Below are 24,699 nucleotides of genomic sequence, written 5' to 3'. Positions count from 1 at the left end.
AAAAATTGATGTTGGATCTAGAAGCTTACAAAACAACTTTCCTATCTTATATGGAAGCTCGTCTTCCAGAAAAAGAACCTAGAAATCTTTACGAACCCATTGAATACATTTTGAGACTGGGCGGGAAACGACTAAGACCTGTACTGGTCTTAATGAGTGCAGATATTTTTGGAGGAGGACGGGAGAAAGCGATGGATGCCGCTCTGGCTATTGAGATTTTTCATAATTTCTCACTGGTCCACGATGATATCATGGATGATGCACCCTTGCGCAGAGGAAGACAGACCGTTCATGAAAAGTGGAACGTCAACACTGGCATTTTATCTGGAGATGCAATGCTCATTAATGCCTACCAGTTATTTGAGAATTACCCGGCAGAACATTTCAAACCTCTGGCCAAACTATTTACCAAAACAGCCATTGAAGTTTGTGAAGGCCAGCAGTATGACGTTGATTTTGAAGAGCGAGATGATGTGACGATCGAGGAGTATCTCAAGATGATCGAATACAAAACGGCTGTGCTTGTTGGCGCAGCTCTAAAAATGGGTGCCATAGTTAGCAATGCATCGGATGATGTACAGGACAAGATTTATGAATTCGGCAGATTGCTAGGAGTTGCGTTTCAAATTCAAGATGACTATCTGGATACGTTTGGCGATCAGGCAGTATTTGGAAAACAAATTGGTGGAGATATCATTGAGAATAAAAAAACTTATCTCTACCTAAAAGCTCTGGAGCTGTCAGACGATAGCAGTGCAGATCAGCTAAAACACTTATATACCATAGCTCCAGAAGATCCTAGCAGTAAAATCGAAACGGCCAAGCAAATTTTTGAAGATTCTGGCGCGAAACAAGCAACCACTGAAAGAATACAGACCTTCACAGAAGAGGCATTCAGGCATCTTGAACACATGGAGGTATCGGAACAGGGAAAACGCTATCTAAAAGAATTTGGCACCAACCTCATGAATCGCAAAATGTAAATGACGGTCCCAAAATTACTTTCTGAAATTACTGAAAACCACAATCAATTTAAAGAGGTATGGGAACAATTGATTCAACAATTGAATAAAGATTTAGCTTTGGTGGGGCTCACTGAAATTGAATTGCACACCAATATTTCTCCAGACGAATTGTGGCAAGGCTTGAATCCCATTTTTTCTGAACTCATGCATCAAAAAACCTCGAGCTTTATCCATTTACTTTACAGAATCGACATTCATGAAAATGAAATCCAGCGCCTGATGACGCATGAAGATTTTTTGGATCGCTTGATTAACCGTGTTGTTGAACGCAGCTATCAAAAAGTGTACTGGCGGTCGGTTTATAAATAACCTACCGTTTAAACCCTCTGTCCTCTATGTCTCCGTGGTAAATAGAACCACAGAGTCACAAAGCTCACAGAGGAAACACCTTCATGTGCTTTACAAATAAAACTCAGCCTTAAATACCGTTTTGGCTTTACCTAATATATAGACGCTTTTGTTTTTTAGCTCTAACTTCAGCTGGCCTTTACGCTCTGAAATCTGTTCGGATTTTAATTCATTTTTATCCAAAACCTTGGACCAATACACCCCAAGTGCACAATGTGCAGAACCTGTTACGGGATCTTCCAGAATACCGAGGTTCGGCACGACACATCTGCAGACGATATCTCTTTCTTCTGAATTTGATTTTGCTGTAAAAATGCTTTGACCAAGACCTAAACTTTGCAGCAGTCTGGCGTCGGGTTTGAAATTAGCGAGTTCCTCTTCAGAATCTACAACCAGCATGGTCCAGTCGTTGGTGACTTCAAAAGCTTCTTTGACTTGTAAACCCAAAGCTTCAGACCAGTTGGAAGTTGGTATCGGATCTAAAACATATTCAGGGAATTTCATCTGATAGCCATCATCAGTAAAATTAATTTCTAACTGATCATTTGGTGCCTGAAACAGAATAGAATCGGATTTTGGAACTAAATTTAATTCGTACAAAATATGGGCGGCCGATAAAGTCGCATGACCACAAAGCGGGACTTCAGCTTTTGGCGTAAAAAACCGAATGTCAAAATGATTTTCTCTAGGTAAGACAAACGCCACCTCCGATACATTCATTTCTTTGACAATATTTTGCATCAGCTCCTCTTTCAAAAACTCAGATTCCAGCAGCATCACCCCGGCGGGATTTCCTTTGAATAGCGCATCTGTAAACGCATCGACTTGATATATAGTAGCCATAAGTTGTTTTTCTTTTAAACTATGATGACTTCGTCAAAATTGTCCAATCGAGCGCAGTCGAGATTTTTTGTCAATCTTTCGACTGCGCTCAAGAAGACAAAAACATAATTTCTGAACTAAACTTTCACATTGCAAACATCATAGTTGTTATTCAATCTCTTTTCGGGACAAAACTAATGATTTACATCATATAACTACTCCCTCAATTGAACCTGTCATTCTGAATGAAGCGTAGCGGAATGAAGAATCTCAACTGTCGAAAAACACTAAAACATTCCTTTAAAAAGATTCCTCGTCGTTTCTCTTCCCTCGGAATGACAAAAAATCAAAACTTTAACAACTATCCTTATAGTTAAACTAAAATAATAGTTTATATTCGTGAAAAATACATACAACAATGAGACAACTTACAAGAGCAGAAGAAGAAGTCATGCAACTGTTATGGAAGAAAGGAAAATCACGCGTAGCAGAAATTATAGAAGATATGCCTGAACCTAAACCGGCTTACAATACCACTTCCACCATCGTGAGAATACTGGAAGATAAAGGTTTTGTAGGACATGAAAAAGTTGGTCGAGGTTTTAAATATTTTGCTTTGGTTGACAAAGACACCTACCAAAAGGCGACGATGAAAAAGATGGTCAATTCTTATTTTGAAGGATCCTTTAAAAACATGGTTTCTTTTTTCGTCAAAGAAAAAAATATGAGCACCAAAGATTTGGAAAGCATTTTAAAAGAACTTGATAAAAACGAGGAGTAATGTGGTGGTATCTTTTAGATGTTATTCTTTTCCAAACCTGTTTTTTAGGGCTGTATCTGCTCTTTAAAAAAGAGACCTTTTATGCGCAGAATAGAGCTTATCTGCTCATCACTGCCATACTTTCTTTTATCATCCCCCTACTCGACTTAAGCTTTTTGGCTATCAATTTTGGTTCAGAAGAAACTGGAGGTGCTACAGCTGCTCAATTCCAGGCTTATTTTATGATGGGTGAAGAAGTGAACGTAACCGCTTCAGGCGCCAACGCAGAACCCCAGACGATTACTTGGAGTTTAGATACTATACTTAAGCTGATCTATCTCATTGGCATTAGTTTTTTCGCAATCAAATTCAGCATAGGCTATTGGAAGCTAAAGCAAATGACACAAAAAGCGCGTTTTGAACGCTATATCAATACCGTGAAGTACTACAAACTGGAAGCTTCTGAAAATGCCTTTACCTTTTGGAATTCCATTTTTGTTGGTGACAAGATTCCCGAAACACAGCGAGAAAAAGTCATGGCTCACGAGCTGGAACATGCGCGCTCCAATCATGCCTTAGACTTATTTTTTACAGAATTTCTACGCATGCTGTTTTGGCTGAGCCCTGCTCACCATTGGCTGAAGCGCGAACTGGTTTTGGTACACGAACTCCAGGCCGATGCCGTGGCTGCCAAAGATTTAAATAAACGCGATTATGCCCAAAGCTTGCTTAACCAGGCTTTTGGCACCAGGAATTTCGAATTTTCACATTCATTTTTTAACCATTCACAATTAAAACAACGACTTATGATGTTACAAAAGAAAAACTCCCATCCACAACATTTATTCAAATACCTGCTGATTTTGCCACTACTAGGCTTGATGCTGACGTATACGGCTTGTAAAGAAGATACGCAGGAAGACATTCAAGAACTAACTGAAGAAGCTGAAGCTGAAAAGTTACGTTCACAATATATGAATGAACTGGAAGAAGCTGTCGCTAAATACGGTATGTTTTCTAAAGATATTCCTGAAAAGTTTACATTTTCTAACTATAGAGAAATAAATTCTAAAGAAGACTTCTACAGAAGAAATGTACTCATGATTTATACGGCTGAAAAAATGGACGAAGAAAGTGGTGGTGATAGTAAAATGTCCATGACAGATACAGATGCGTTTAAAAAACTGAAAACCCAAACTTATGAAGAGTACCTGCAGCAAAAAAACAATCCAAAAACTGAAATAACAGAGAGAGAAAAAATAGATAATACAGGATCTGTCCCTTTTTCAGTTATCGAATCTGTTCCAGTATTTCCAGGCTGTGAAAACTTAGGAACCAATGAAGAGCGTAAAGAATGTATGAGCAAGAACATTAGCCAGTTTGTAAACGAGAATTTTGATACAGACCTGGCAAAAGATCTGGGACTCACTGGCGTCAACCGTGTCTATGTGCAATTTAAAATTGATAAAACTGGTGAAATTGTAAATATAAACGCAAGAGCTCCAAAACCTGAACTTGAAGTCGAAGCCAAACGTGTTGTTGGCAAACTTCCTCAAATTACGCCAGGGGAGCATGAAGGTGAAAAAGTAGGTGTATTGTATTCATTGCCCATTACTTTTAATGTATATGAATAAAAAAATTAAATTAAATTTCATCCTAAGTATTGTGCACCTATCACTGGGTGCACAATTCATTTCTGCCCAAGACCTGGACAGCCTGTATTCGGTTGGGGAATATGCTCACCTTTTAGAGCATTTTGAAACCCAACCCCCTAATAGTTTTAAGACTCACATTCTTAAAGCTAAAAGTCTTCGAGCAAAACATTTTACGGAGGATGCTCTTGCCAGTTATGAAGAAGCGCTTAAGGATAAAGCCGATGAACCTATTCATCAGTTCACTTATGCCAAACTTTTAAAGGCCAACTCTCAAAACAAGAAAGCGGATAGTTTACTGAGTTTGCTTCACACAAATTATCCTAAAAATCCAGAATTTTTATATCAGCTTGGATTAACGAAAGCCACATTCAGCAAGGCATCCGAAGAGATTTTTTTTGAAAAAGCTTTAAAGCACGATCCCTCTCACCAGGGAGCTGCTTATGAACTCGCCAAGTTTTATTTCAGGATCAAAAGCTATGAAAAAGCAGAAGTCATAAGTCTAGAGGCCTTATCCTTCAATCCCAACAACAAAAAAGTCATTGGTTTGCTGGGTCAAATTTACTATTCTCAAAAAAAATTAAATCAAGCTTTAGAACAGTTTGAAAAACTTGAAAAATTAACTAGTCCACCAAAATTTGTTTTGGAAAAAATGGCGGCAGCTTACAACAGCACCAACCAATTAGACAAGTCAATCGAAAAATACAAGCAACTGTTGAGGATTGAGCAAAGAAGCAGTAAATATCATTTACAACTTGCTCTCGCCTATGCAAAACAAGGAAATTTTAAAGAATCTGAATACAACGCCCAACTCGCTATTCTTTATAAAGATGTAAGCCTAAGCGGTGAGCGTTTTACCAAAGCTGTAGCTTTAAAGGAAAATGGAAAACTCAAAGAAGCCATCAAAGAATTTGAGTTAGTTATCGATGAAGCACAAATGTTTGAGCGTGCCTATGTGGAGCTCGCCTTAACAGCCGATAAATACTATGACAACATCGACAAAAAACTGATGTATTTCGGTAAGTATGAAAATCAATTTGGTGATTATGAATACGCTGAATTTAAACCTTTGATGTCTAGGCGCCTTACTGACTTAAGAAGGGAACAGCATTTTGAAGCTGAAAATTAATAGGCTTTCCAAGTATTTTTATAGTCAAATTTCATCTTTATTTGACCTAAGCCAGCTCAGAAGAGCTGGCTTTTTTTGATTGAAAAAATAAAGTTTCACAATCATAATGTCTCAAAATAGAGGGGCTCAACCATAAAAGATTTTAAATCAATATACTTCAAAAAAAGATGAGGTGATTACTCAACTCATCTCTTAATTTTAATTACTCTACGCAATTTTTTAATTTACAAGTAAACGTTGGGTCCAGGTTTGACCTTCCTTAGTATTTACTTTTAGGATATAACTTCCAGAAGACAAATCTAAAACATCAACACTTGCCTGGCCATCTGCTGAAATCACCTGGCTTTTTATCTGTCTACCGGTCATATCGTAAATTGTTAGACTACTAAGCTTAAGATTGCTAGGATTGTTTAGATATACTTGACTTGAAGCTGGATTAGGATATAAAACAAAACCTAGCTCATTGGGCATCTCTGTAGAAAGCGTTGGACAAGACCCCCAAACAGGTCTGCTGTTGGGTAGAGTCCAGTTTTTTGTATTTGTATCAAAATCACCGGGTTCTGTTGGTATTTGCCCAACACACCAACCTGAAAGGTCCTGATTGAAACTTGTTGCACTTCTAAACATGCTAAACATATTTGTCACCTGAGAAACATCCCAATTATTTATTGGTTGATTAAATTGATTTGCATTAAAAAACATACCCGCCATATCAGCTACCTGAGAAACATTCCAGTCTGAGATTGTTTGATTAAAATTTTCTGCATTATTGAACATACCTCTCATACTAGTTACTTGAGAAACATTCCAATTGTTTAAAGGCTGATCAAAGTTGATCGCAAACTCAAACATCCCACTCATATCTGTAACTTGAGAGACATTCCAATTATTTAAGGACTGGTCAAATTTTGATGCAAAAACAAACATAGATTGCATTGTATATACTTGTGAAACATCCCAGTCATTTAATGACTGGTTGAAGTTAGCTGCAGACGCAAACATTTCCTTCATTGTGTTCACTTGAGAAACGTCCCAAGATCTAATATTTTGATTAAATTCGGTTTTACCTCCAAAAAGACCAGACATATCGGTAATCCCACTAACACAAGAAAGAGCTATTTCTGGATTATTTTGGTCGGCGTCAATCAAGTTTCTCAACTCAGTTTCACTGCGTTTGGTAAATGTTTTTTCTTCCTCATTTATGATAAGAGTTCCTCTTTCTCCGACTTCTGCCTCAGGACATAGACAAGTCACTCCATTTTCAGCAAGATAAAAGTCAGAATTATTTTGAGAAAAAACAGTAATAAAATTAAAAATGGTTAGGATGAATAATACAATAAACTGGTAATTTTTTTTCATAGTCTTGAGATTGAGTAATATCAATCTATATTAGATAGTTTTTTTGTATAAATAAAAATAACCAAATAATTTATATCACATAATTAAGTGGATTAAATTTTTTCAATCTCATAATTTTCTATCCAAAGTTAAATAAAAGTAAAACTTTGGAAACTTTTATTGTTTAAATAGTTTCCAAAGTTTACATTTGCAGCTTCAAGATGAGAGAAGATATACTACATAAAGCAGGAGATTTGTTTTTGGAATTTGGTTTCAAGAGTGTTACTATGGACCATTTGGCTCAGGAGCTTGGCGTCTCCAAAAAAACCATTTACGAGTATTTCATAAACAAATCAGATTTAGTGGAGCAGGTCGCCTACTTTATTAGGGATCGCATTCATGCTGAAATTGATTTAGTTCAGTTAAAAAGTCTGGATCCCATAGAGGAAATGATTGAAATTAAAAAAGTGGTGATGAAGCGGCTCAAGAATGAGAAAAGCTCACCTCAGTTTCAGTTTCAAAAATACTACCCTAAGATTTATGCTAAAATGCGTGAGTCACAGGTTTGTAAGATGGAAGACTGCATCAGTAAAAACATAGAAAGAGGCGTTGAAGAAGGCTACTACAGAGAAGATATTCATAAAGTCTTTACCTGCAGAATTTATATTTCCGGAATGCTCAACCTAAAAGATGAAGAGCTCTTTAAGGACAGCCACCTCTCCCCAAAAGAACTTTACGAAGAATTTTTAAAATATCATCTACGAAGTATTGTAGACACCAAAGGTCTTGAACGCCTAAACGAGTTAGAAAAACAACTATTAGAATGAAAAAATTAAGTTTCAGCTTACTCCTATTGATCTGCTTGAGCAGTTTTGCTCAGGAGGAAAATCAACCCAAAACTTACAAATTCACCCTACAGGAAGCTATTGACTTTGCAATTGACAGTAGCTACGCCACTATCAATGCCAGGCGAGATGTGGCTATCGCTCTAAAGCAAAAATGGGAAACTACTGCTGATGGACTTCCACAGATTAATGCCGCAGGTAATTATGAATACAATGCCATTGTGAGACAAACTCCCCTCCCGGGAGAACTTGCGGGGGGTGAACCAGGCACTTTTGTACCGGTTCAATTTTCACCAAGACAAAGCATGGATGCTTCTGTCACCTTAAATCAGTTGATATTTGATGGTTCTTACATCGTTGCACTGCAGGCGGCCAAAACCTTCTTGGAGTATTCTGATAACGAAGAGACACGCACCAAGCTTGACGTGAGAAAGGATGTCGTGAGTGCTTACGGAAATGTCTTACTAACTCAAAACTCAATCGGTATCATAGAAAGCAACCTGGAAGCCGCTGAAAAAAACCTATATGAAACTCGTAAAACCTTTGAAAACGGACTTGCCGAAGAAGAGGACGTAGAGCAACTTCAGATCACTTACCAGCAGTTGCAAAGCCAAATGAACAATGCCATGCGAATGAAAGATATCTCCAAAGAAAGCCTGAACATGGTGCTTGGATTACCCATAAATACGGAAGTAACTCTACTTGAAGATTTAGAAAATTTAGCTAACAGAGAAGCGCTGGAAGCAGAAATCATGACCGAAGATTTGCAAGTTGAAAACACCATTGAGTTCAAAATAGCAGATAACCTGGTTAAACAACGTGAATTGGAAATGAAGCTTGAAAAAAGTAAAGCGCTGCCAAGCCTTTCTGCTTTTGCTAACTACGGTCAGACCAGTTTTGGGGAAAACTTCGAATTCTTTTCTTCCAGGGCAGACTGGTTTGAGTTTTCTACAATTGGTGTGAGCTTAAACGTTCCTATTTTCAGTTCTGGACAGCGTAATGCACGTACACAAAAAGCAAGGATTGAAATGGAAAAAGCAGAAACTCAGAAAACGCAGGCTATTAACCAAATCAAACTTCAGCTCAACAATGCTAAAAGCGATTTCGAATTTGCCGTTGACAACTATGACTTATCAAAGAAAAATCTGGAATTAGCAGAACGTATCGAACGAAAAAATCAAATGAAATTCAAAGAAGGAGTTGGAACAAGTTTCGAACTGAGACAAGCGCAGCAGCAATTGTATTCTGCACAAAATGAGCTATTACAATCCATGCTGGACATCATCAATTCTAAAGCCGATATCGAAAAAATAATCAATACTCCATTTACAAATTTTGAAAAATAAACTCATGAAATATTTACACTACCTCAGCATTTTTGTGCTACTAATAGTCGCCTCTTGCGATGAGAAAGAAAAATCTGTTGAAGAAATTATCGAAAATGGATCTAAAACTGAATTGAAACAAACGCGGGAGACGTTAAATAAGAAAATGCGTGAGCTTAATAGTAAAATCAAAAAGCTAGATGAAAAATTAGAAGACTTTGAGGATTCATCTCAATATGCGCTGGTAGAAGCTATCCAACTAGAGCCTAAAAATTTTAAACATTATGTCAAGGTTCAGGGAGATGTCACAACAGATCAAAACATTATGATCTATCCAGAATTTTCTGGTGTGCTGGAAAAAATCTTTGTAAAAGAAGGAGATGAAGTGAAAAAGGGGCAAAAACTTGCCAAAATAGATGATGGCGGACAATCAAGTCAACTTGCTGAAATGCAAGCTCAAAAACAGCTGGCCAAAACTAGATTTGAAAGACAGGAGCGTCTGTGGAATGAAAACATAGGATCGGAAATACAATATTTGGAAGCCAAAACAGCCTTTGAACAAATTGACAATTCTGTAAAACAGATGGAGAGCCAGTTAAATAAATCGGTGATTTACGCACCGTTTGACGGGCAAGTAGATGAAATCATTACAGACCAGGGGCAGGTGGTTGCCCCTGGACAAAATCCAATTTTTAGAGTACTCAATTTAGGAGAAATGTACGTGAGTGCCAATGTGCCAGAAAGTTATGTGGGTAGTATACAGAAAGGCTCTGAAGCCATTGTAAATCTTAGAGCTTTGAACAAAAGTTTTGTAGGAAAAGTAACTCAGGTATCCAGCAATATTTCTGAAAGCAATAGAAACTTTAGAGTACGTGTTTCTATACCAGATAGTATCGATTTTGTAAAACCAAACCTCATCGCTACACTTAGACTCAACGATTATAATGCTGAGGATGCCATTGTTATTCCTGAAAATATTTTGCAGGAAAATGCAGAAGGGGAATCCTTCACATTTGCGCTGAATATGGAAAATGACAGTATAGGGGAAGCCCGTTTTCGCAAGTTGAAAATTGGGAGAAATTACCGTGGTGAGATTGAGGTTTTGGAAGGGCTCAAAGCTTCAGACATCGTTGTCACTGAAGGAGCTAGAACCATAAAAAAACAGGATAAAGTAAGAGTTTTAAACTTTCAAAAGAATTAATTCATGGCAAAGAAAAACACTTATAGAGAGTTTGGTATTTCTTCCTGGGCGATAGATAATAAAATGACAGTGTACGTGATTATTGCTATCATATTGATAGGAGGAATCATGGCTTACTACAACATGCCAAGAGAGGATTTTCCCGAAATTGTTGAAACTAAAATCTACGTAAGCTCTGTAGAGCCGGGAACTTCTGTCGAGGACCTTGAAAAGTTTATCACAGAACCGCTTGAAGAAGAATTCAAGGATGTAAAAGGAGTGAGAGAAATCACCTCTACTACCATGCAGGATTACTCAATGGTCATTGTGGAATTTGAAGAAGATATCGCTGTACAAGATGCCAAGCAGCTTATCAAGGATAAGGTAGACCAGGTAAAATCCGAAACCACTTGGCCTACTTTAGACAATGGTGCGAAGGTAGAACCGAACGTATTCGATCTCAATATCTCAGAGGAATTTCCAATTTTAAATATCAGCTTTACTGGCAATTTCAACATACAACAACTAAAGGATTATGCTGAATATCTTCAAGACAGAATAGAATTACTGCCTCAAATAAAGGAAGCAACCGTAAGAGGTGTAGATGACAAGGAGGTAGAAGTTGCTGTCGACATCTATAAGATGGCAGCTATGCAGGTTAGTTTTGATAACATCATCACAGCGATAAGGAATGATAACAAAACCATATCTGGTGGCAATATAAAATCCAACGGCTTTGAAAAGAATGTAAGGATACTTGGTGAAATTGACAATCCTGATGAGCTCAATGATATCGTTATCAAAGATGATGGCGGTGAAGTTTACCTAAGGGATGTGGCAAAAGTCAATTTCCACACCAAAGATCCAACCACATTTGCTAGAGATTATGGTGATCAGGTAGTCATGCTTGACGTAAAAAAGCGTGCTGGAAAAAACATGATCGAAGCCATTGAGGAAATAAAGAAAATTGTTGAAAAAGAAGAAGCGAATTATTTCCCTGAAGCCTTAAACATCAGCTTATCCAATGATCAGTCCGTCAAAACTGAGAACCAGGTCAACGACCTGGTCAACAATATTATCTTCGGAGTATTGCTGGTTATTATCGTGCTGATGTTCTTTCTAGGCTTTAGAAATGCACTTTTTGTAGGAGTTGCAATTCCTATGTCGATGTTGCTTTCTCTTATCATCTTATCCGGACTTGGATTTACCCTTAACACTATGGTCCTTTTTGGTCTGGTTATGGGACTCGGGATGCTGGTAGATAACGGAATAGTAGTTGTAGAAAACGTGTATTCTCTTATGGATCAGGGCATGAGCAGAACTGCAGCTGCCAAACAGGGAATTGGTGAAATTGCATGGCCAATTATAGCCTCAACGGCTACAACATTGGCAGCGTTTTTTCCGCTAGGCTTATGGCCAGGAACTATTGGTAAGTTCATGGTCTACTTCCCTATCACCTTATCTGTAGTATTGGGATCCTCTCTTTTTGTGGCATTAATTATCAATGCTATGTTGACTTCAGAATTTATGAAGGTGAAAGAGAAGAAATTGAAAAACAAACAGGTGATCCGCTGGAGTCTCATTTTACTTAGTATTGGAATCATTTCCCTTGTTGCTGGATTTACATTGGATATCGGAGCTTTTAGAGGCCTTGGAAATTTTGCGATTTTAGCCTCTATATTACTGTGGATCTATAAACTGTTCCTAATAAAAGCTATATATTTTTTCCAGTTCAGATCACTGAAAAGACTTGAAAACTTCTACGAGAAGTTTTTAAAATACGCTTTATACAAGAAAAAAGCTTACATATTTTTCTTCGGAACTTTTGGAATTTTAATTCTTTCATTTGTTTTTGTAGGTATTGTCCAGCCAAAAGTGCTTTTCTTTCCAGAAAATCAGCCTAATCAAATTATGGCGTATATAGAATATCCAGAAGGAACCGACATCAATAAGACCAATGAACTTACCAAAAAAGTAGAAGAACGTATTTTTGATGCTCTCGAAAAATATGAAGACGAGGATGGCTATAACTTCATGGTAGAATCTGCCATTTCACAAGTTGGCAAAGGCTCCGGAAACCCTAGAACCGATGCAGGACAAGTAAATGAAATGCCGCACAGAGGTAAAGTTACACTTTCTATGCGAGAGTTTAAACTAAGGCGAGACGTGGAAAGCAGCCAGGTTCTAGATGAAGTGAGAGAAGTTGTGAAAGGTTTTCCCGGGGTATCTATTATTGCTGAAAAAGATGAGACTGGACCACCTGCGGGTTATCCTATTAATATCGAATTGAAGGGTGAAAACTATGATCTTATGCTAGCGGAAGCTGAACGCATGAGGGAATACATCGATCAAACAGGAATTGAAGGTATTGAAGAATTGAAAATTGACATTAATAAATCTAAGCCAGAACTCAATGTAAGAGTTGACAAAGCTAAAGCAGGAAAACTGGGGATTTCTTCAGCACAGGTTGGGCAGGTGATTCGCCGTTCTATTTTTGGTGAAGAGGCATCAACCTTCAAGGATGAAGATGATGATTATCAAATCAATGTCAGATTCAATGAAGAGTTCAGGTATGATGAAAATGCGATTTTCAACCAGCCTGTCACCTTCAGAAATAACAAAGGTGAAATTATTCAAACGCCTATTTCAACATTGGTTGAAACGGAACCTACTGCTACATTTTCTTCAATAAAAAGGAAAGATTTGAAACGAGTGATTACTGTATACTCCAATGTTCTTGGAGGATATAACGGTAATGAAATAGTTTCTCAAATTGAGAAGGAGTTAGACTATTTTGATTTGGATGAAAGTATCAATTACAAGTTTACGGGAGAACAAGAAAAACAGGATGAAAACTTGGACTTTCTCATCAAAGCTTTGCTTCTTGCCGTTGGCGGTATTCTATTGATTCTTGTCGCTCAATTCAATTCGATTTCTAAACCTATCATTATATTGATGGCAGTGATTTTGAGTTTAGGAGGAGTTTTCTTTGGACTTGGTATTTTTCAAATGGATTTTGTCATTATCATGACTATGATGGGGATTATCTCACTGGCTGGAATAGTTGTTAACAATGCGATAGTGCTGGTGGACTATACACAGATTCTAATTGATCGAAGAAAGGAAAAGCTAGATCTAGATGATGAGGTGATGTTGACAAAGCAGCAATATTTTGAAGAGATTGTTGCTGGAGGCAAGTCGCGTCTCAGACCAGTATTACTTACAGCAATCACAACCGTATTAGGTTTGATCCCACTTGCCGTGGGATTAAACATTGATTTTTTCGGGCTTTTTGTTGATTATGCTCCCAATATTTATGTTGGTGGAGATAACGTGATTTTCTGGGGACCATTGGCCTGGACTGTGATTTTTGGGTTGATTTTTGCGACATTTTTGACTTTGATTGTCGTTCCAGTGATGTTTTATCTGGTTACAAGAGCCAAGTTGAGGTTCAAACGCAAAACAGAAACTGCAACTACCTAGTACTAAAAGATTTGGTAGATGAAGTATTTTGAATTAATTTTAAATAAAATCAATTACTAATGACCAAATTTGGCGAACTCATTGATGAGCAAAAGCCCATTTTGTTGAATTTCTTCGCAGAATGGAGTGAAGATTGTGAAAACATCCACGATCAATTAAAAGACGTGAGTGCTGCGCTTGGGGATCGCGCAAAACTCATAAAGATTGATGCAGAAAAAAATAGTCAATTGGTAGAAGCTCTGAAAGTGAAAAAACTTCCAACCTACATGCTATATAAATCTGGAGAGATGGTTTGGAGGCAAAGCGGAAAGCTGGAAGCAAACGATCTTATCATACTCCTTGAGGACAATTCCTGAAGCAAATAAAGAAACTTCAAAATAATTTGCTTTAGCTTTGTCAAAATCAAAAATGGACTTATATTTGCAACCGCAAAACGCGCAAGTTCTTAAAAATACAATGGAGAGGTGGCAGAGTGGTAATGCAGCAGATTGCTAATCTGTCGACGGTTAAACGTCGCCAGGGTTCGAGTCCCTGTCTCTCCGCTGATATAGTTAGATGAAGCGATACCCATCTAAACCAAAACTTAAAACACACACTCGGGGTGTAGCGTAGCCCGGTCATCGCGCCTGCTTTGGGAGCAGGAGGTCGCAGGTTCGAATCCTGCCACCCCGACCAAGAAAAGCTAGTAATCTTTTGATTACTGGCTTTTTTATTTGTGATATGTTGAAAGTGATAGCTTCCATAAATAGAATTAATAAAAAAGAAATAAGCACCTATGGGTGCTGGCTTTTCTTGAGCAACAAACCCATTTCCAGGATCACCGACCAAAAGGGAGGTCATCCTGCCACCCCGAACAAGAAAAGCTAATAATTTAAAAGTTTAAGGTCGATTTTTAAATCTTCCTGCTTTAGTAGCTATAAAGCTAATCACCAGTATTTGAAAGGCATGAAACAACATTAGTGGTAACAACATAAGACCCAGAGCTAAAGATTCTGGTAGCAGAACCTTAGAAAACACAGTCCCGTGCACCAGAGACTTTTTTGTTCCAGAAAACTGAGCTGTAATTTGATCCTCTCGATTAAAGTTGAGCCTTCTAGATATATAACCAATCGTAAAGTAAACTACACAAAATAAAGTCACAACCCCAAGACTGATTAATACCAAATCAATACCCTTTACTGTTGTAAAGACACCTTCCTCAAAAGATTCGGCGAAGCTTTTATAGATTATCAGGAGGATTATGGATTTATCAAACCAGGTTAAATACGCGGTATACTTCCGAGCAAATTTGCCAAGATACTTCTGCAAAAATAAACCTAAGACGACTGGAAGAAGTATTTCAAAAAGCAGCTTCAAATAAATCTCGCTCAAACTATACTCCACACTGGACTGTTGTAAGAAAATCCCTACCCATAGAGGAGTAATGACAATACCTATCAATCCTGAGATACTAGCGTTAAAAATAGCTGCGGATACATTTCCCTTTGCTAAAGATACCATGACGACAGAGGAAGATACCGTAGAAGGAAGTGCTGCTAGAAATAAAAAGGCTAACCAGACGGATTCAGTGGTATCCCCTTGAAAAAAAGGATAAAAAACGATGACTAACAGGGGGAATAACAAAAAAGTAGATAATTGAACAAGTAAATGTAATCGCCAGTTTTTTAGACCTGAGACTAATTGTTTTAAGCTTAGCTTCAGACCATAAAAAAAGAATATCATGGAAATACCAATGCTAGCAATACGGTCTAATGCAATCCTACTTTCACCATCTCCAAAACTTGGAAAAAAGTATGCAATCCCAATAGTCAAAACGATTGCCAGAACAAATTTATCAATCTTCATTAGCAGATATTAGAAATATTAAATCTACGAAACTACTTGAGAAATTCTAATTCGATTTATCTTTAGATTGAAACTATGAAAGATAGTAGCCTAATACTTCTTTCGCCCTTTGGTAGTAGTGACCACCAAACAAGTTAACGTGTACAAGTATATAGTAGAGTTGCCATAAAGGAATGCGTTTCTCCCAGTCCTTTTCCAGTGGAAAAGAGGCACGATAAGCCTGAAACATCTGGTCATCAAAACCTCCAAAGAGCTTCATCATCGCCAGGTCCATTTCGCGGGGAGCATATGCTACCGCCGGATCAATCAAACAGGGGTTATTATCTGAATTTACCATATAGTTACCAGACCAAAGATCACCGTGAATTAATGCCGGAGGCTCATCGGGAATGATCTGTTCTATGATTTGATAAAACTTCTCTAGATGATCAAATTCATAACCTCTCTCACTTGCCATTTGAAATTGAGGTCTTAAACGCTGCTCAATATAAAATTCTGAAGCCGACCTTGCGCTTCTGTTATACTGAGGCAGACTTCCTATGTAATTGTCTTCCTTAAAGCCAAAAGCCTCCTGTGTGTTGCGGTGCAAATTGGCTAGCTGCTCTCCAAACAGCTCCCAAAAACCCTGCTGGCCTGTCTGGCCTGACTTCTTAAACTCCATAACCAAGTAAGTTTTAGAATTATAGTCACCATAGCCCATAACCTGAGGAACATCAATAGCTTGAGTGGATCGCAAAGCGTATAATCCATTAGATTCCTTCTGAAACATATCTGGGAAAAGCATGACCTCGTTTAACTTGATGACATAGTGAGTATCATTACTTTTCAAAAGGAATACCGAATTGATATCACCACCTCTTAAGGGCTGGGATGATTGTATAGCAAAGCCGAAGCGTTCTTCTAGATGATGTTTAAGGTCTTCTGAAAACATTGGAAAACGAGGCATTAAGTATCTAATATTTAGAAACTAGATTCAAATTACCAAATATTTAAAAGCTAGACCGCTCTTGAGGTAAAATTATACTGAGTTTTGCTTTTATAATTCAGTTTGCAAGGATCACCCGGACGGTTTTTTAAAATGAACTTGAAGCTTAAAGCTGACTATCGCCATATCTTAAGCCAATTCGGCTCAAATTCAGCATAAAAACTCATTTGCGATGCCACTTACTTGAGAATAGCCAGATGGCAGCTTGTATAAATCCTGTCATAAAACAAATCAGAAAAATATTTCTTATCACATTAAATTCAATCCCTTGTGTAAAGGAATTACTAAATGTCCACAAGCCTAACTCCTGCCCCTTACCTAAGAAATAGCCTAAACCTATGAAGGCGGTGATAACAATGACATAATCGATGAGAAATAAAACATAATTTTTGGATTTCCACTGCCTGTAAATGGCAGAAACAGTCATAATAATCCAACCTATCCAAATACTGATTTGATAATTTTGAATAGAAATTTTAATCTCGTCTTTAGTCATTTGGTCTGAAAAGGAGGAGTCAACTATACAAAAGAAAATAACTATAATGGCCATACCTATTCCTGTTATTATCCAGCTTAATGCAGTTTTATGGGTCATTATTTATAGTTCTTCTTCGAGTTTAAGGTAATAAAAAATATTAGCTAAGCTGGTATTTAAGACAACTTCAATCGTTTCTATTTCTAAAATAAGTCTGATCTATTGAGATTTAACCGTTTATCAACAAATATTATTTTTATTAAGTCTAAATAAGTTATATATTTGTATTGTATTTTGATTTTAAACCAAGTCCTGCCCGCCTTTTTCAAAAGCCAATAAGGCGGGTACAGGCACAAAAATCAATGAAATGTGTGAGATAACCATACTTTATGAAGACTCAGAATATCTTATTTCTCAATGTGCATCATGCCAAAAAGTTTGCATTTATTTTCAACAAATCATCGCTGGTTTTACTAAAAAAGAGTTCATAAACTGGCACACTTCGTTCTTCACATCTTCTTTTGAAAGCAGAGCCTATAAATTTCCTGATGACCAACTCAGAGTCATTGTAGATACTCCATATCCAGATTTACAACTTACTTTTAATGAATCTCAATTTAACCAGCTCAAAGATGGCCTTCAACAATCTTTGAATTTTATGAGTATCACTGAAATGATAAGGGAAGAAGTTTAATTTAAATTTCTTTTTCTGCAAAAATGTGTCTAGCTGTGTCTTATAAAGAAAAAGGCCTTTAGTACTAGACTAAAAGGCCTTCTCAACATGAAAAACAACAATTAACTATCTGAAATATTTGAACTTAAAATAATTACTGCTTCACGATTTTGGTGGTATATACCTCTTTTCCTTTTGAAAGTTTTACCATATATACTCCTGTTCTTAAGAACTCTGTAGAAATACTTATATCCTCACTTTTGACATTTTTGCTTAAGATTTGTCTACCTAAAAGATCATACATATCCAACTGAAGAGATACACCAGTCCAGGGGGTAGTAATGCTAAAGTAGTCGTTAACGGGATTTGGATACACCTGAAACATTGATGAATCAAAACTAGTAACTGAAAGATTATCTGTAGAAAAGACAATTTCAAAACGGTTTGAATCTTTAGAAGCTTTTATATGTTCATCTATGCTGAAATTGTAAATGTCTCCATCCTGCATTAGAAACTTTTCTTCCAAATACGTGTCGTATAGAATCACCTCCGTATCCTCCAGATGAGCTATAGAAATTTTAAACCCATAATCCTGACTCCTCCAGTTGGTGGTATGAAGAACAATACGCTCGTCTTTTACTGGCATATTACGCGATTCTATACTTAGCAATTGCGCCTCATTGACAATAGCAAGATTTTCATCTTGATTTTTCATTTTGCTTGCATCCTTAAGGTCTACAAGATTGTTTCCATTTTCATCAAATTTTAGTTTCACTCCATCAATTATAGTCTGGTCTGATTTCATAAGTTGAATCTTCAATGTTGAAGAACTTAAAAGACCTTCTTCATCATTAGTCTGGTTTGAAGCCTCTGAGATTCGCTTTACATCTTCAGAAAAATTGAGGGTTGGGGATGCTGTGGTAGCTTCCAGAAAGAATGCCTCGCCAGCTGGAATTAGTGATCCGGCTGAGAATGAACTTTGTGAATTGGTTCCATCTTCAAGATCTACAGTCACGTATCCACCTTTGTTATTCAACATGGGGTCCCATACATAGTAATGATTGGGATTAACCTGGCTGGACTTAGATAGAAGGGTCGAAACATCAATTTTAGACTGATACGGATTCCCAACCAAACTATGATTTTTTTGGTGACTCATAAAAGTATCTGGCTGCAAGGAAAAACTGCCTGACTTTACATTTCCTTTTGAAATTAATACTGTTGGTGTCGCTTGAGAGGTATTGTTATTCAAGTCCACACTTCTATCACCTCTCACCAGAAGGCGATAGGGTGTTCCGTTCTCTAAGACCATTTGATCTGTATTTGGTATGGGTACCCATGCTTTTTCAGAATGAAACATAAACATAGATGGATTTCCAGTTGCGGAAGGATCAAATCCATTTTCTCCTGTTGTGGATCCTGTAATATGTGTGCCCACACCATCCTGAAAGATCCCATTATTTTGAATACTTTCATGAATGGTTTTACTGGAAGAAACTGGGCTGGAAAGCAATCTAAAAGCCCTTTTAGCCGGGTAATATTTCTCTACTATGGCTTCTCCACTATGAGTAATAAATTCTCCCTTGATTTCTCCAAGTACAGCATCCCCTGAAGCGTCACTTCTGAAGGTAATATCGCCATCATGACTAATATTATTTTCTGATGCTAATACAACCCCTGGTTTTAAAATAACATGCCCTTCAAAAATTAAATCAGCGTTGCCGGTAGATTTTAGATCGTGATCTATCCAAATTTTATTTCCACTCAGCTTCAAATTTTTAGAAGTTTCTATAGCTTCCGTTATTTGTAAATCTACCTCACAACCTTTGGTTCCAAAATGTAATGTTGACGAATCAATCGTAAGGTTTGGGATTGGATAAGAAATAGGCTGATTGAGCTGATTTGAAAATGCTTTATACTCAAAGCCTCCTTGAATGTTAAAAACTCTTGGTTCATTAAATTGTAAGTGATCATTGATAATGCTAAAACTGCTATTGTCTGTAGTTACTATATCTGACGCAAAAGCGATATTACCGCTTGTCTGAAGCTCAATTGAATGATGAAAATCAGATAAATTTACAGCGATATCCCCGGTTTGCAATGGACCACCAACACTTACTTTAGAAAAACCATTCTCAAGATTACTTTCTAAAAGACGCTGAGAGACTTTCAAATTTCCCTGGGTTCCACCTATATCGATTGTAGTGGATGCTGTTCTTGGTATGATGTTCATTTCTCCATAAGATTTGTACCTAACAGAAGAAGCTACTTCCATGTGATCTACTTCTAATATAAATGAACCTGAAGATATATGACCTTCACTATCCCTGGATTCTATAACACCACCATTTTGATCGATGTCGGCAGAATTGTCATGAAGTCCAGGAACCCCATGAAACCTTAAAGTTCCCTTATCGACTGTCATGAGCCCACCATTGATGCGAAGACCATCGTTGTCTCTATTGGTATCTATAGAAGGATTACCTCCACCAATTCCTATAAAGTCAATATTTGCATCTTCTAAAGCTATAATAGAAGAATTATTATTGAGAAGAATTCCATAATTGAGTCCCCCATTAGCGCCAGCTTGCTGGCCACCTCCCTGACCTAACACATAAATATCACCTGCAGAAATGGTGATTGTATTTTCAAGACCAACTCCCCAGTTTCCTCTGTTGGTGTTATCTGGAGTGTTTCCGTTTTTAGAACCTATTCCATGAATGTAAATTCCATTTGCGGTAAGGTTCATACCCTTCACTCTCACTCCAATACCATCTCGATAGTGGGCCTGCATGGATTTCCCGTAAAGATAGATTTCACCATCACCAGTATCGATACTGGAACCAACTAAATTAACACCAGCAAAAGGATAGGCTGAATTGGAAGCCAGAGCTGTAAGTCCGGCAGCATAACTATTGCCAACGCTCAATCCCTTCCAGTTGGTCGCTCCACTTCCACCACCAATCCAAAGATGACCTCCGTTTGTATGAATAGCAGTGTCAACATCCAATAAGACACCACCAACATCATCGCCATCTGCGTCTGACCAGAGAATCAAATCTAATGGCTGAATAGAGGATTCAAATTGAACTCCATACTTAAAAATGATGTCCCTGCCAGATTTTAACGTGAGTGACTTTGGATCAACGAGAGTTGAAATAAAGTCTTCCTCCACAATGAGATCCATCCCCGCAACAATGGTTTTGTTGCCTAGTTCGAGTTCGTTTAAAAGGGTTTGGATGTTGAGATTCGCACCTTGTTGAACTGCGAGAATCTTCTGCTCTTCAAATGAAATACCATAGTCTGGCCTCCAGCTTAAGGTAAGTGAACCTGTGGAACCCGCATTGGAAAAATCTAAAGGTTGAACTCCGTGATCTGTAGACACTCGACTTTCGATGTCTCTTTCAATCAATTCTACACTTGCTAAATCTTCGGGTGTAGAGCTTGCTACAGATAAAATACAAAGAAAAGCAAGCAAACTAGTGAGTACTGTTGTTTTCATAGTAATAAGATTTAAAAATGGAAGTTTGGACCGCTCTCAAACTTGTAGTATAAGTTCTACAAATAAATGTTAGATTTTCTTAACAAGCAAGTCAAAATAAAAAATAATTTTAAGCAATAATAATGAACACTATAGCAGAGCATTGATTCTAGTGAGCTAAACAGTAGAACAGTCCTTAAATCTATCTAAATTTTTAACTTTAGTTTGATAATAGTAAAAACTTGATCAACAAAACACAACTTGCTGTAAATCAGAAAAGCCCATAATTTCAACTATGGACTTTGATCAATTAGCTTGTGGCTATAGAAACAATAAATAGCCAAATTATTCTATAATTATTTTTTTAGTAAAGTTATTTGTTCCATCATTTAGTTCCATAAGGTAAACTCCAGTGGATAGGTTATTCAAATTGAGTTCCTGACTAAAATTACCAAAAACATCGTAAGTTTTATTCATTAAAGAACGCCCTCTAATATCAAATATTTTCAATTTGACTTCAGTACTATTTTCTACAAAAAATTCAACATTGAATTTTCCCTGACTAGGATTTGGGTAGATTCTTAAATTTTGAAGAGCAAAGGAAGCCTGGCTCAATGTAGACTTTACATGGATTGTATAATCTTCTACTTCACCATCATGGTTATTTTCACAAGGTAAAGGAAAATCATTTGCATTTGATGGAGTATATTTTGTTGTAACCCGCATCGTTGTGTTTCCCAAAATGGCATCAGAAGGAACTGAAAAAGCCAATGGAGAATTGCTTGTAGGTTGATTGAATAAATCTTGAGATCTTCCCAAATTGTATAGCTCACCTGGGTCATCAAAACTGCAATTTTGATTCCAATCTATCCAAACATAAGTGATGATCTGATAATCTCCATCAGAATTTGCATTAACAGTCAGTTCATAGTTTTGGTTTATCACGAGGTCTGTAGTTATATCTGTAAAATCGCTATATCCAGAAGGCTTTCCAGTATTTAGATTACTCAAAATATCTGTCTCGCCATCGTTAATGATAACACCCGTGGTACTAGTATCAAAACTTGTATTGGCTACAGACTCGCAGGTACCGTCTTCAATAGTCAGATTTACAGTAACAGATTTTGTAAGGTTAGTGGATGTAGCTGAAATTTCTAAAGTATAATCATTGGCACTCACATTTAGAAGATTTGAAACATTTAAGGTAAAAGAGCCAGCTTCATCGAGGCTTGAAGGTGTAAAGTCAAATATGGCTTCATCAGGACCAGTTGCAGAAAATGTTGTTGATTCAGAAAAACCGTTGGAAGTGACGAATTCAAAATCGTAGCTAGCTGTATCTAAATTACAAATGCTTCGGTCTGTTATCATCGCATTGATACTAAAATCAGGCTCAGAACTTATTTCGAAAAAATCAGACACTGCATAAAAGATATGGTCTGCAGCTTCTACCAAAATTTTTGCCTGAGTACCATCTTGAACTTCAGGTAAAGTAATTTCAGCAGATCCAGAGTTTGGAATTTCTGAAGCCAACACAGTAGAAAAATCAACCCCATTTTCAGAAAAATAAATAGTTACATTTTGACAATTTATAGGAGCTATATTACTTTCTCCAACCGTCCAGTTGACTGTTAGAGTCGATCCTGATGCCGATGCCGGCGGAGTCTGTACAGTAAATGGAGTTGTATCTACCGTTGTAACTAACATCTCATCAGAACTTGTATTTCCTACCAAAACAGAGTTATCGCGAACAGTCAATAAAAAACTCATCGTCCTTGCAACTGATGGTACTACTTCCCAGGTAGAAGATAAAGAACCAGAAAGAACGGTACTAAAATCTGGCATAAATCGATCTGGAGAAACTGATGGAGATAAAGATCGAAATGCTGGCCCTACTGTTGAAGTTGACTGAGGAGGCATAGGTGCTGGAGTTCTGTCATTTTGCTCCCAGTTATATGTTAGAACATCATCAACGTCTGTATCTGTTGCATTTCCTTTTAAGATAAAAGGAGTTGATTTAGGAATAAAATAGTCAGACCCCGCATCTGCAGATGGTGGAGTATTAGAAGTTTCAGTTTGTTCTGCGCAAGTACTATTGCCTTGAGATATATTCAGCCACATTTCTTTTATGTTTTCGCCATGAAAATAGTCATCACTATTGGACTGAACATTTGGAGGGCAGATTCCCGCATAACCCATAATTGTAGAGGCGCTCCCAGGTTCCACGGATACTCCAGTTCGATTGCAGCTGTTATTTTGAGTATGGTTACCACCAAATTGATGTCCCATTTCGTGAGCCACATAATCTACATCGAAGGTATCCCCAACTGGTGATGATTGACCTGTAACTCCTCCTGCTTTTATCCCTGTGCAGGGTGAGTTTAAATAGGCTACTCCTCCTCCTCCAGTCCCAAATACGTGGCCAATATCATAATTTTCAAACCCTATATTATCATCACAAACCTGCTGATTTTGACCAAGCATTTCACCTACATTCTCGTTAGAGAAAGGGTCTGAACTTGGGTTTGGTCCCAGGAAAATAATACTTTCATTGGGTACCATCACCATAGTAAGTCCCATATCACGTTCATATATTCCATTCACTCGTGTCATTGTTGTGTTCATTGCAGCCATAACATCTTCTAATGTGCCTCCATGAAATTGAGCATATTCTACTGTACAAGCCAAAGCCAACCTGAAAGTTCTTAGACTACCATCATCAGCATTTTTTAAAGCCTTAAAGTCTTCATCCGAAATTGGGTTTTCAACAGGTAAAGTCTCTGTTAAACACTCAAAACCATCTTCGCTGGAATCATCAGTAACTGAATTGATAAAACTGATGTACAGGTTTTCTTCAGGATGATAAGGTTCTATAAAAACAGTCTTCCCATCTGATAGAACCATAGAACTTAATCCCTTTTCTTTTGAAATACTAAACCTTAGTATTGCAGCAGGGTCTTCGATACCTTTACCAATAAATGACCTTGTAGTTGGGAATTGTTTCTGAAGCTCTGGAGTCATTACAGAAGCTTCAAATATTTCAAAAGATTCCAAAACCCCCTCAGCATTTGGAAAGTCAAGAGTTTTTTTGGAGGATCTACTGCTTTTTCTTTTGGGAACATTTTCTAAAAGTTTTTCCATACTTTCAATATCCAAAGACAGAAAACTACTTTTACTGGGTACAGATCTATCAAGCACAGCGTTGCTTTGATTGACCTCAATTGCCTCTACAAGAGTCCAGTAAGAATCTTGATTTTGGGAATAGCCATATGTTGAGATTAAGATGCTGAAAATAAAGCCAATAAATAATTTAGTAGTGAATAGTTTCATGGAGTC

18 protein-coding genes and 2 tRNA genes are annotated in these 24,699 nt (G+C 37.4%); 13 read left to right on the top strand and 7 right to left on the bottom strand.

Translation table 11 applies throughout. From position 1 onward, the window contains the following. Positions 1-8 precede the first annotated feature (8 nt). Together LB454_RS10635 and LB454_RS10630 are read left to right on the top strand one after the other, a co-directional pair. Complete coding sequence (locus tag LB454_RS10635; RefSeq protein ID WP_224464647.1) at positions 9-983, top strand: polyprenyl synthetase family protein; 975 nt, start codon at positions 9-11, stop codon at positions 981-983. After that, positions 984-1,334, top strand: a complete 351-nt coding sequence (locus LB454_RS10630; protein WP_224464646.1) for a hypothetical protein — start codon at positions 984-986, stop codon at positions 1,332-1,334. Positions 1,335-1,424: 90 nt separating this feature from the next. Here the strand turns inward: LB454_RS10630 and LB454_RS10625 are convergent, their stop codons facing one another. Further along, entirely contained in the window at positions 1,425-2,216 is a 792-nt protein-coding gene (locus LB454_RS10625; protein WP_224464645.1) for a PhzF family phenazine biosynthesis protein, read from the bottom strand. 397 nt (positions 2,217-2,613) lie between these two features. On the opposite strand from LB454_RS10625, the gene LB454_RS10620 reads away from it, so the two are divergent. The 3 genes from LB454_RS10620 to LB454_RS10610 are packed head-to-tail and all read left to right on the top strand — an operon-like array spanning position 2,614 to position 5,736. Further along, positions 2,614-2,976: a BlaI/MecI/CopY family transcriptional regulator gene (locus LB454_RS10620; RefSeq protein WP_224464644.1), complete on the top strand. Its 363-nt coding sequence runs from the start codon at positions 2,614-2,616 to the stop codon at positions 2,974-2,976. Next, on the top strand, positions 2,976-4,589 hold the full coding sequence (locus LB454_RS10615) for a M56 family metallopeptidase (RefSeq protein ID WP_224464643.1): 1,614 nt from the start codon (positions 2,976-2,978) through the stop codon (positions 4,587-4,589). Before LB454_RS10620 ends, LB454_RS10615 begins: the two co-directional genes overlap by 1 nt. Further along, a complete protein-coding gene (locus LB454_RS10610; protein ID WP_224464642.1) occupies positions 4,582-5,736 on the top strand; it encodes a tetratricopeptide repeat protein in 1,155 nt (384 codons plus the stop codon). Before LB454_RS10615 ends, LB454_RS10610 begins: the two co-directional genes overlap by 8 nt. A gap of 219 nt (positions 5,737-5,955) precedes the next feature. Here the strand turns inward: LB454_RS10610 and LB454_RS10605 are convergent, their stop codons facing one another. Continuing rightward, the gene (locus LB454_RS10605; RefSeq protein ID WP_224464641.1) at positions 5,956-7,095 is read right to left on the bottom strand and encodes a BspA family leucine-rich repeat surface protein; all 1,140 of its coding nucleotides are present in this window, start codon (positions 7,093-7,095) and stop codon (positions 5,956-5,958) included. 200 nt (positions 7,096-7,295) lie between these two features. Between LB454_RS10605 and LB454_RS10600 the strand changes: the two genes are divergently transcribed. The 7 genes from LB454_RS10600 to LB454_RS10570 all read left to right on the top strand — a co-directional run bounded on the left by LB454_RS10600 (position 7,296) and on the right by LB454_RS10570 (position 14,582). Then, positions 7,296-7,901, top strand: coding sequence for a TetR/AcrR family transcriptional regulator (locus tag LB454_RS10600; protein ID WP_224464640.1), 606 nt, complete (start codon positions 7,296-7,298; stop codon positions 7,899-7,901). Further along, positions 7,898-9,265: a TolC family protein gene (locus LB454_RS10595; RefSeq protein ID WP_224464639.1), complete on the top strand. Its 1,368-nt coding sequence runs from the start codon at positions 7,898-7,900 to the stop codon at positions 9,263-9,265. Before LB454_RS10600 ends, LB454_RS10595 begins: the two co-directional genes overlap by 4 nt. Positions 9,266-9,269: 4 nt before the next feature. After that, positions 9,270-10,445 (top strand): efflux RND transporter periplasmic adaptor subunit, encoded by a 1,176-nt coding sequence (locus tag LB454_RS10590; RefSeq protein ID WP_224464638.1) that lies wholly within the window; start codon positions 9,270-9,272, stop codon positions 10,443-10,445. Between the two features lie 3 nt (positions 10,446-10,448). Continuing rightward, positions 10,449-13,907, top strand: coding sequence for an efflux RND transporter permease subunit (locus LB454_RS10585; protein WP_224464637.1), 3,459 nt, complete (start codon positions 10,449-10,451; stop codon positions 13,905-13,907). A 59-nt stretch (positions 13,908-13,966) separates the two neighbouring features. Further along, positions 13,967-14,263: a thioredoxin family protein gene (locus LB454_RS10580; protein ID WP_224464636.1), complete on the top strand. Its 297-nt coding sequence runs from the start codon at positions 13,967-13,969 to the stop codon at positions 14,261-14,263. Positions 14,264-14,365: 102 nt separating this feature from the next. Next, a tRNA-Ser gene (locus tag LB454_RS10575) sits at positions 14,366-14,449 on the top strand. Positions 14,450-14,504: 55 nt separating this feature from the next. Further along, positions 14,505-14,582, top strand: a tRNA-Pro gene (locus LB454_RS10570). Between the two features lie 204 nt (positions 14,583-14,786). Here the strand turns inward: LB454_RS10570 and LB454_RS10565 are convergent. From LB454_RS10565 to LB454_RS10555, 3 genes are all read right to left on the bottom strand, one after another. Beyond that, positions 14,787-15,752, bottom strand: coding sequence for a bile acid:sodium symporter family protein (locus tag LB454_RS10565; RefSeq protein WP_224464635.1), 966 nt, complete (start codon positions 15,750-15,752; stop codon positions 14,787-14,789). 73 nt (positions 15,753-15,825) lie between these two features. Further along, positions 15,826-16,698, bottom strand: a complete 873-nt coding sequence (locus LB454_RS10560; RefSeq protein ID WP_224464634.1) for a fructosamine kinase family protein — start codon at positions 16,696-16,698, stop codon at positions 15,826-15,828. A gap of 202 nt (positions 16,699-16,900) precedes the next feature. Then, positions 16,901-17,332, bottom strand: coding sequence for a hypothetical protein (locus LB454_RS10555; protein WP_224464633.1), 432 nt, complete (start codon positions 17,330-17,332; stop codon positions 16,901-16,903). A gap of 247 nt (positions 17,333-17,579) precedes the next feature. On the opposite strand from LB454_RS10555, the gene LB454_RS10550 reads away from it, so the two are divergent. Then, entirely contained in the window at positions 17,580-17,906 is a 327-nt protein-coding gene (locus LB454_RS10550) for a DUF6686 family protein (RefSeq protein ID WP_224464632.1), read from the top strand. Between the two features lie 133 nt (positions 17,907-18,039). Here LB454_RS10550 and LB454_RS10545 read toward each other — a convergent pair whose 3' ends face one another. Continuing rightward, the gene (locus tag LB454_RS10545) at positions 18,040-21,387 is read right to left on the bottom strand and encodes a T9SS type A sorting domain-containing protein (protein WP_224464631.1); all 3,348 of its coding nucleotides are present in this window, start codon (positions 21,385-21,387) and stop codon (positions 18,040-18,042) included. Positions 21,388-21,711: 324 nt separating this feature from the next. Next, positions 21,712-24,693 carry a zinc-dependent metalloprotease gene (locus LB454_RS10540; protein WP_224464630.1) on the bottom strand — a complete coding sequence of 994 codons (2,982 nt, stop codon included), beginning with the start codon at positions 24,691-24,693 and terminating at the stop codon, positions 21,712-21,714. Positions 24,694-24,699 lie beyond the last annotated feature (6 nt).

It is taken from the genome of Psychroflexus montanilacus (genome assembly GCF_020164535.1).
GTDB classification, from domain to species: Bacteria; Bacteroidota; Bacteroidia; order Flavobacteriales; family Flavobacteriaceae; genus Psychroflexus; species Psychroflexus montanilacus.
Note: the sequence above shows the minus strand (reverse complement) of the source record. Positions and strands in the feature narration are given on the sequence as shown.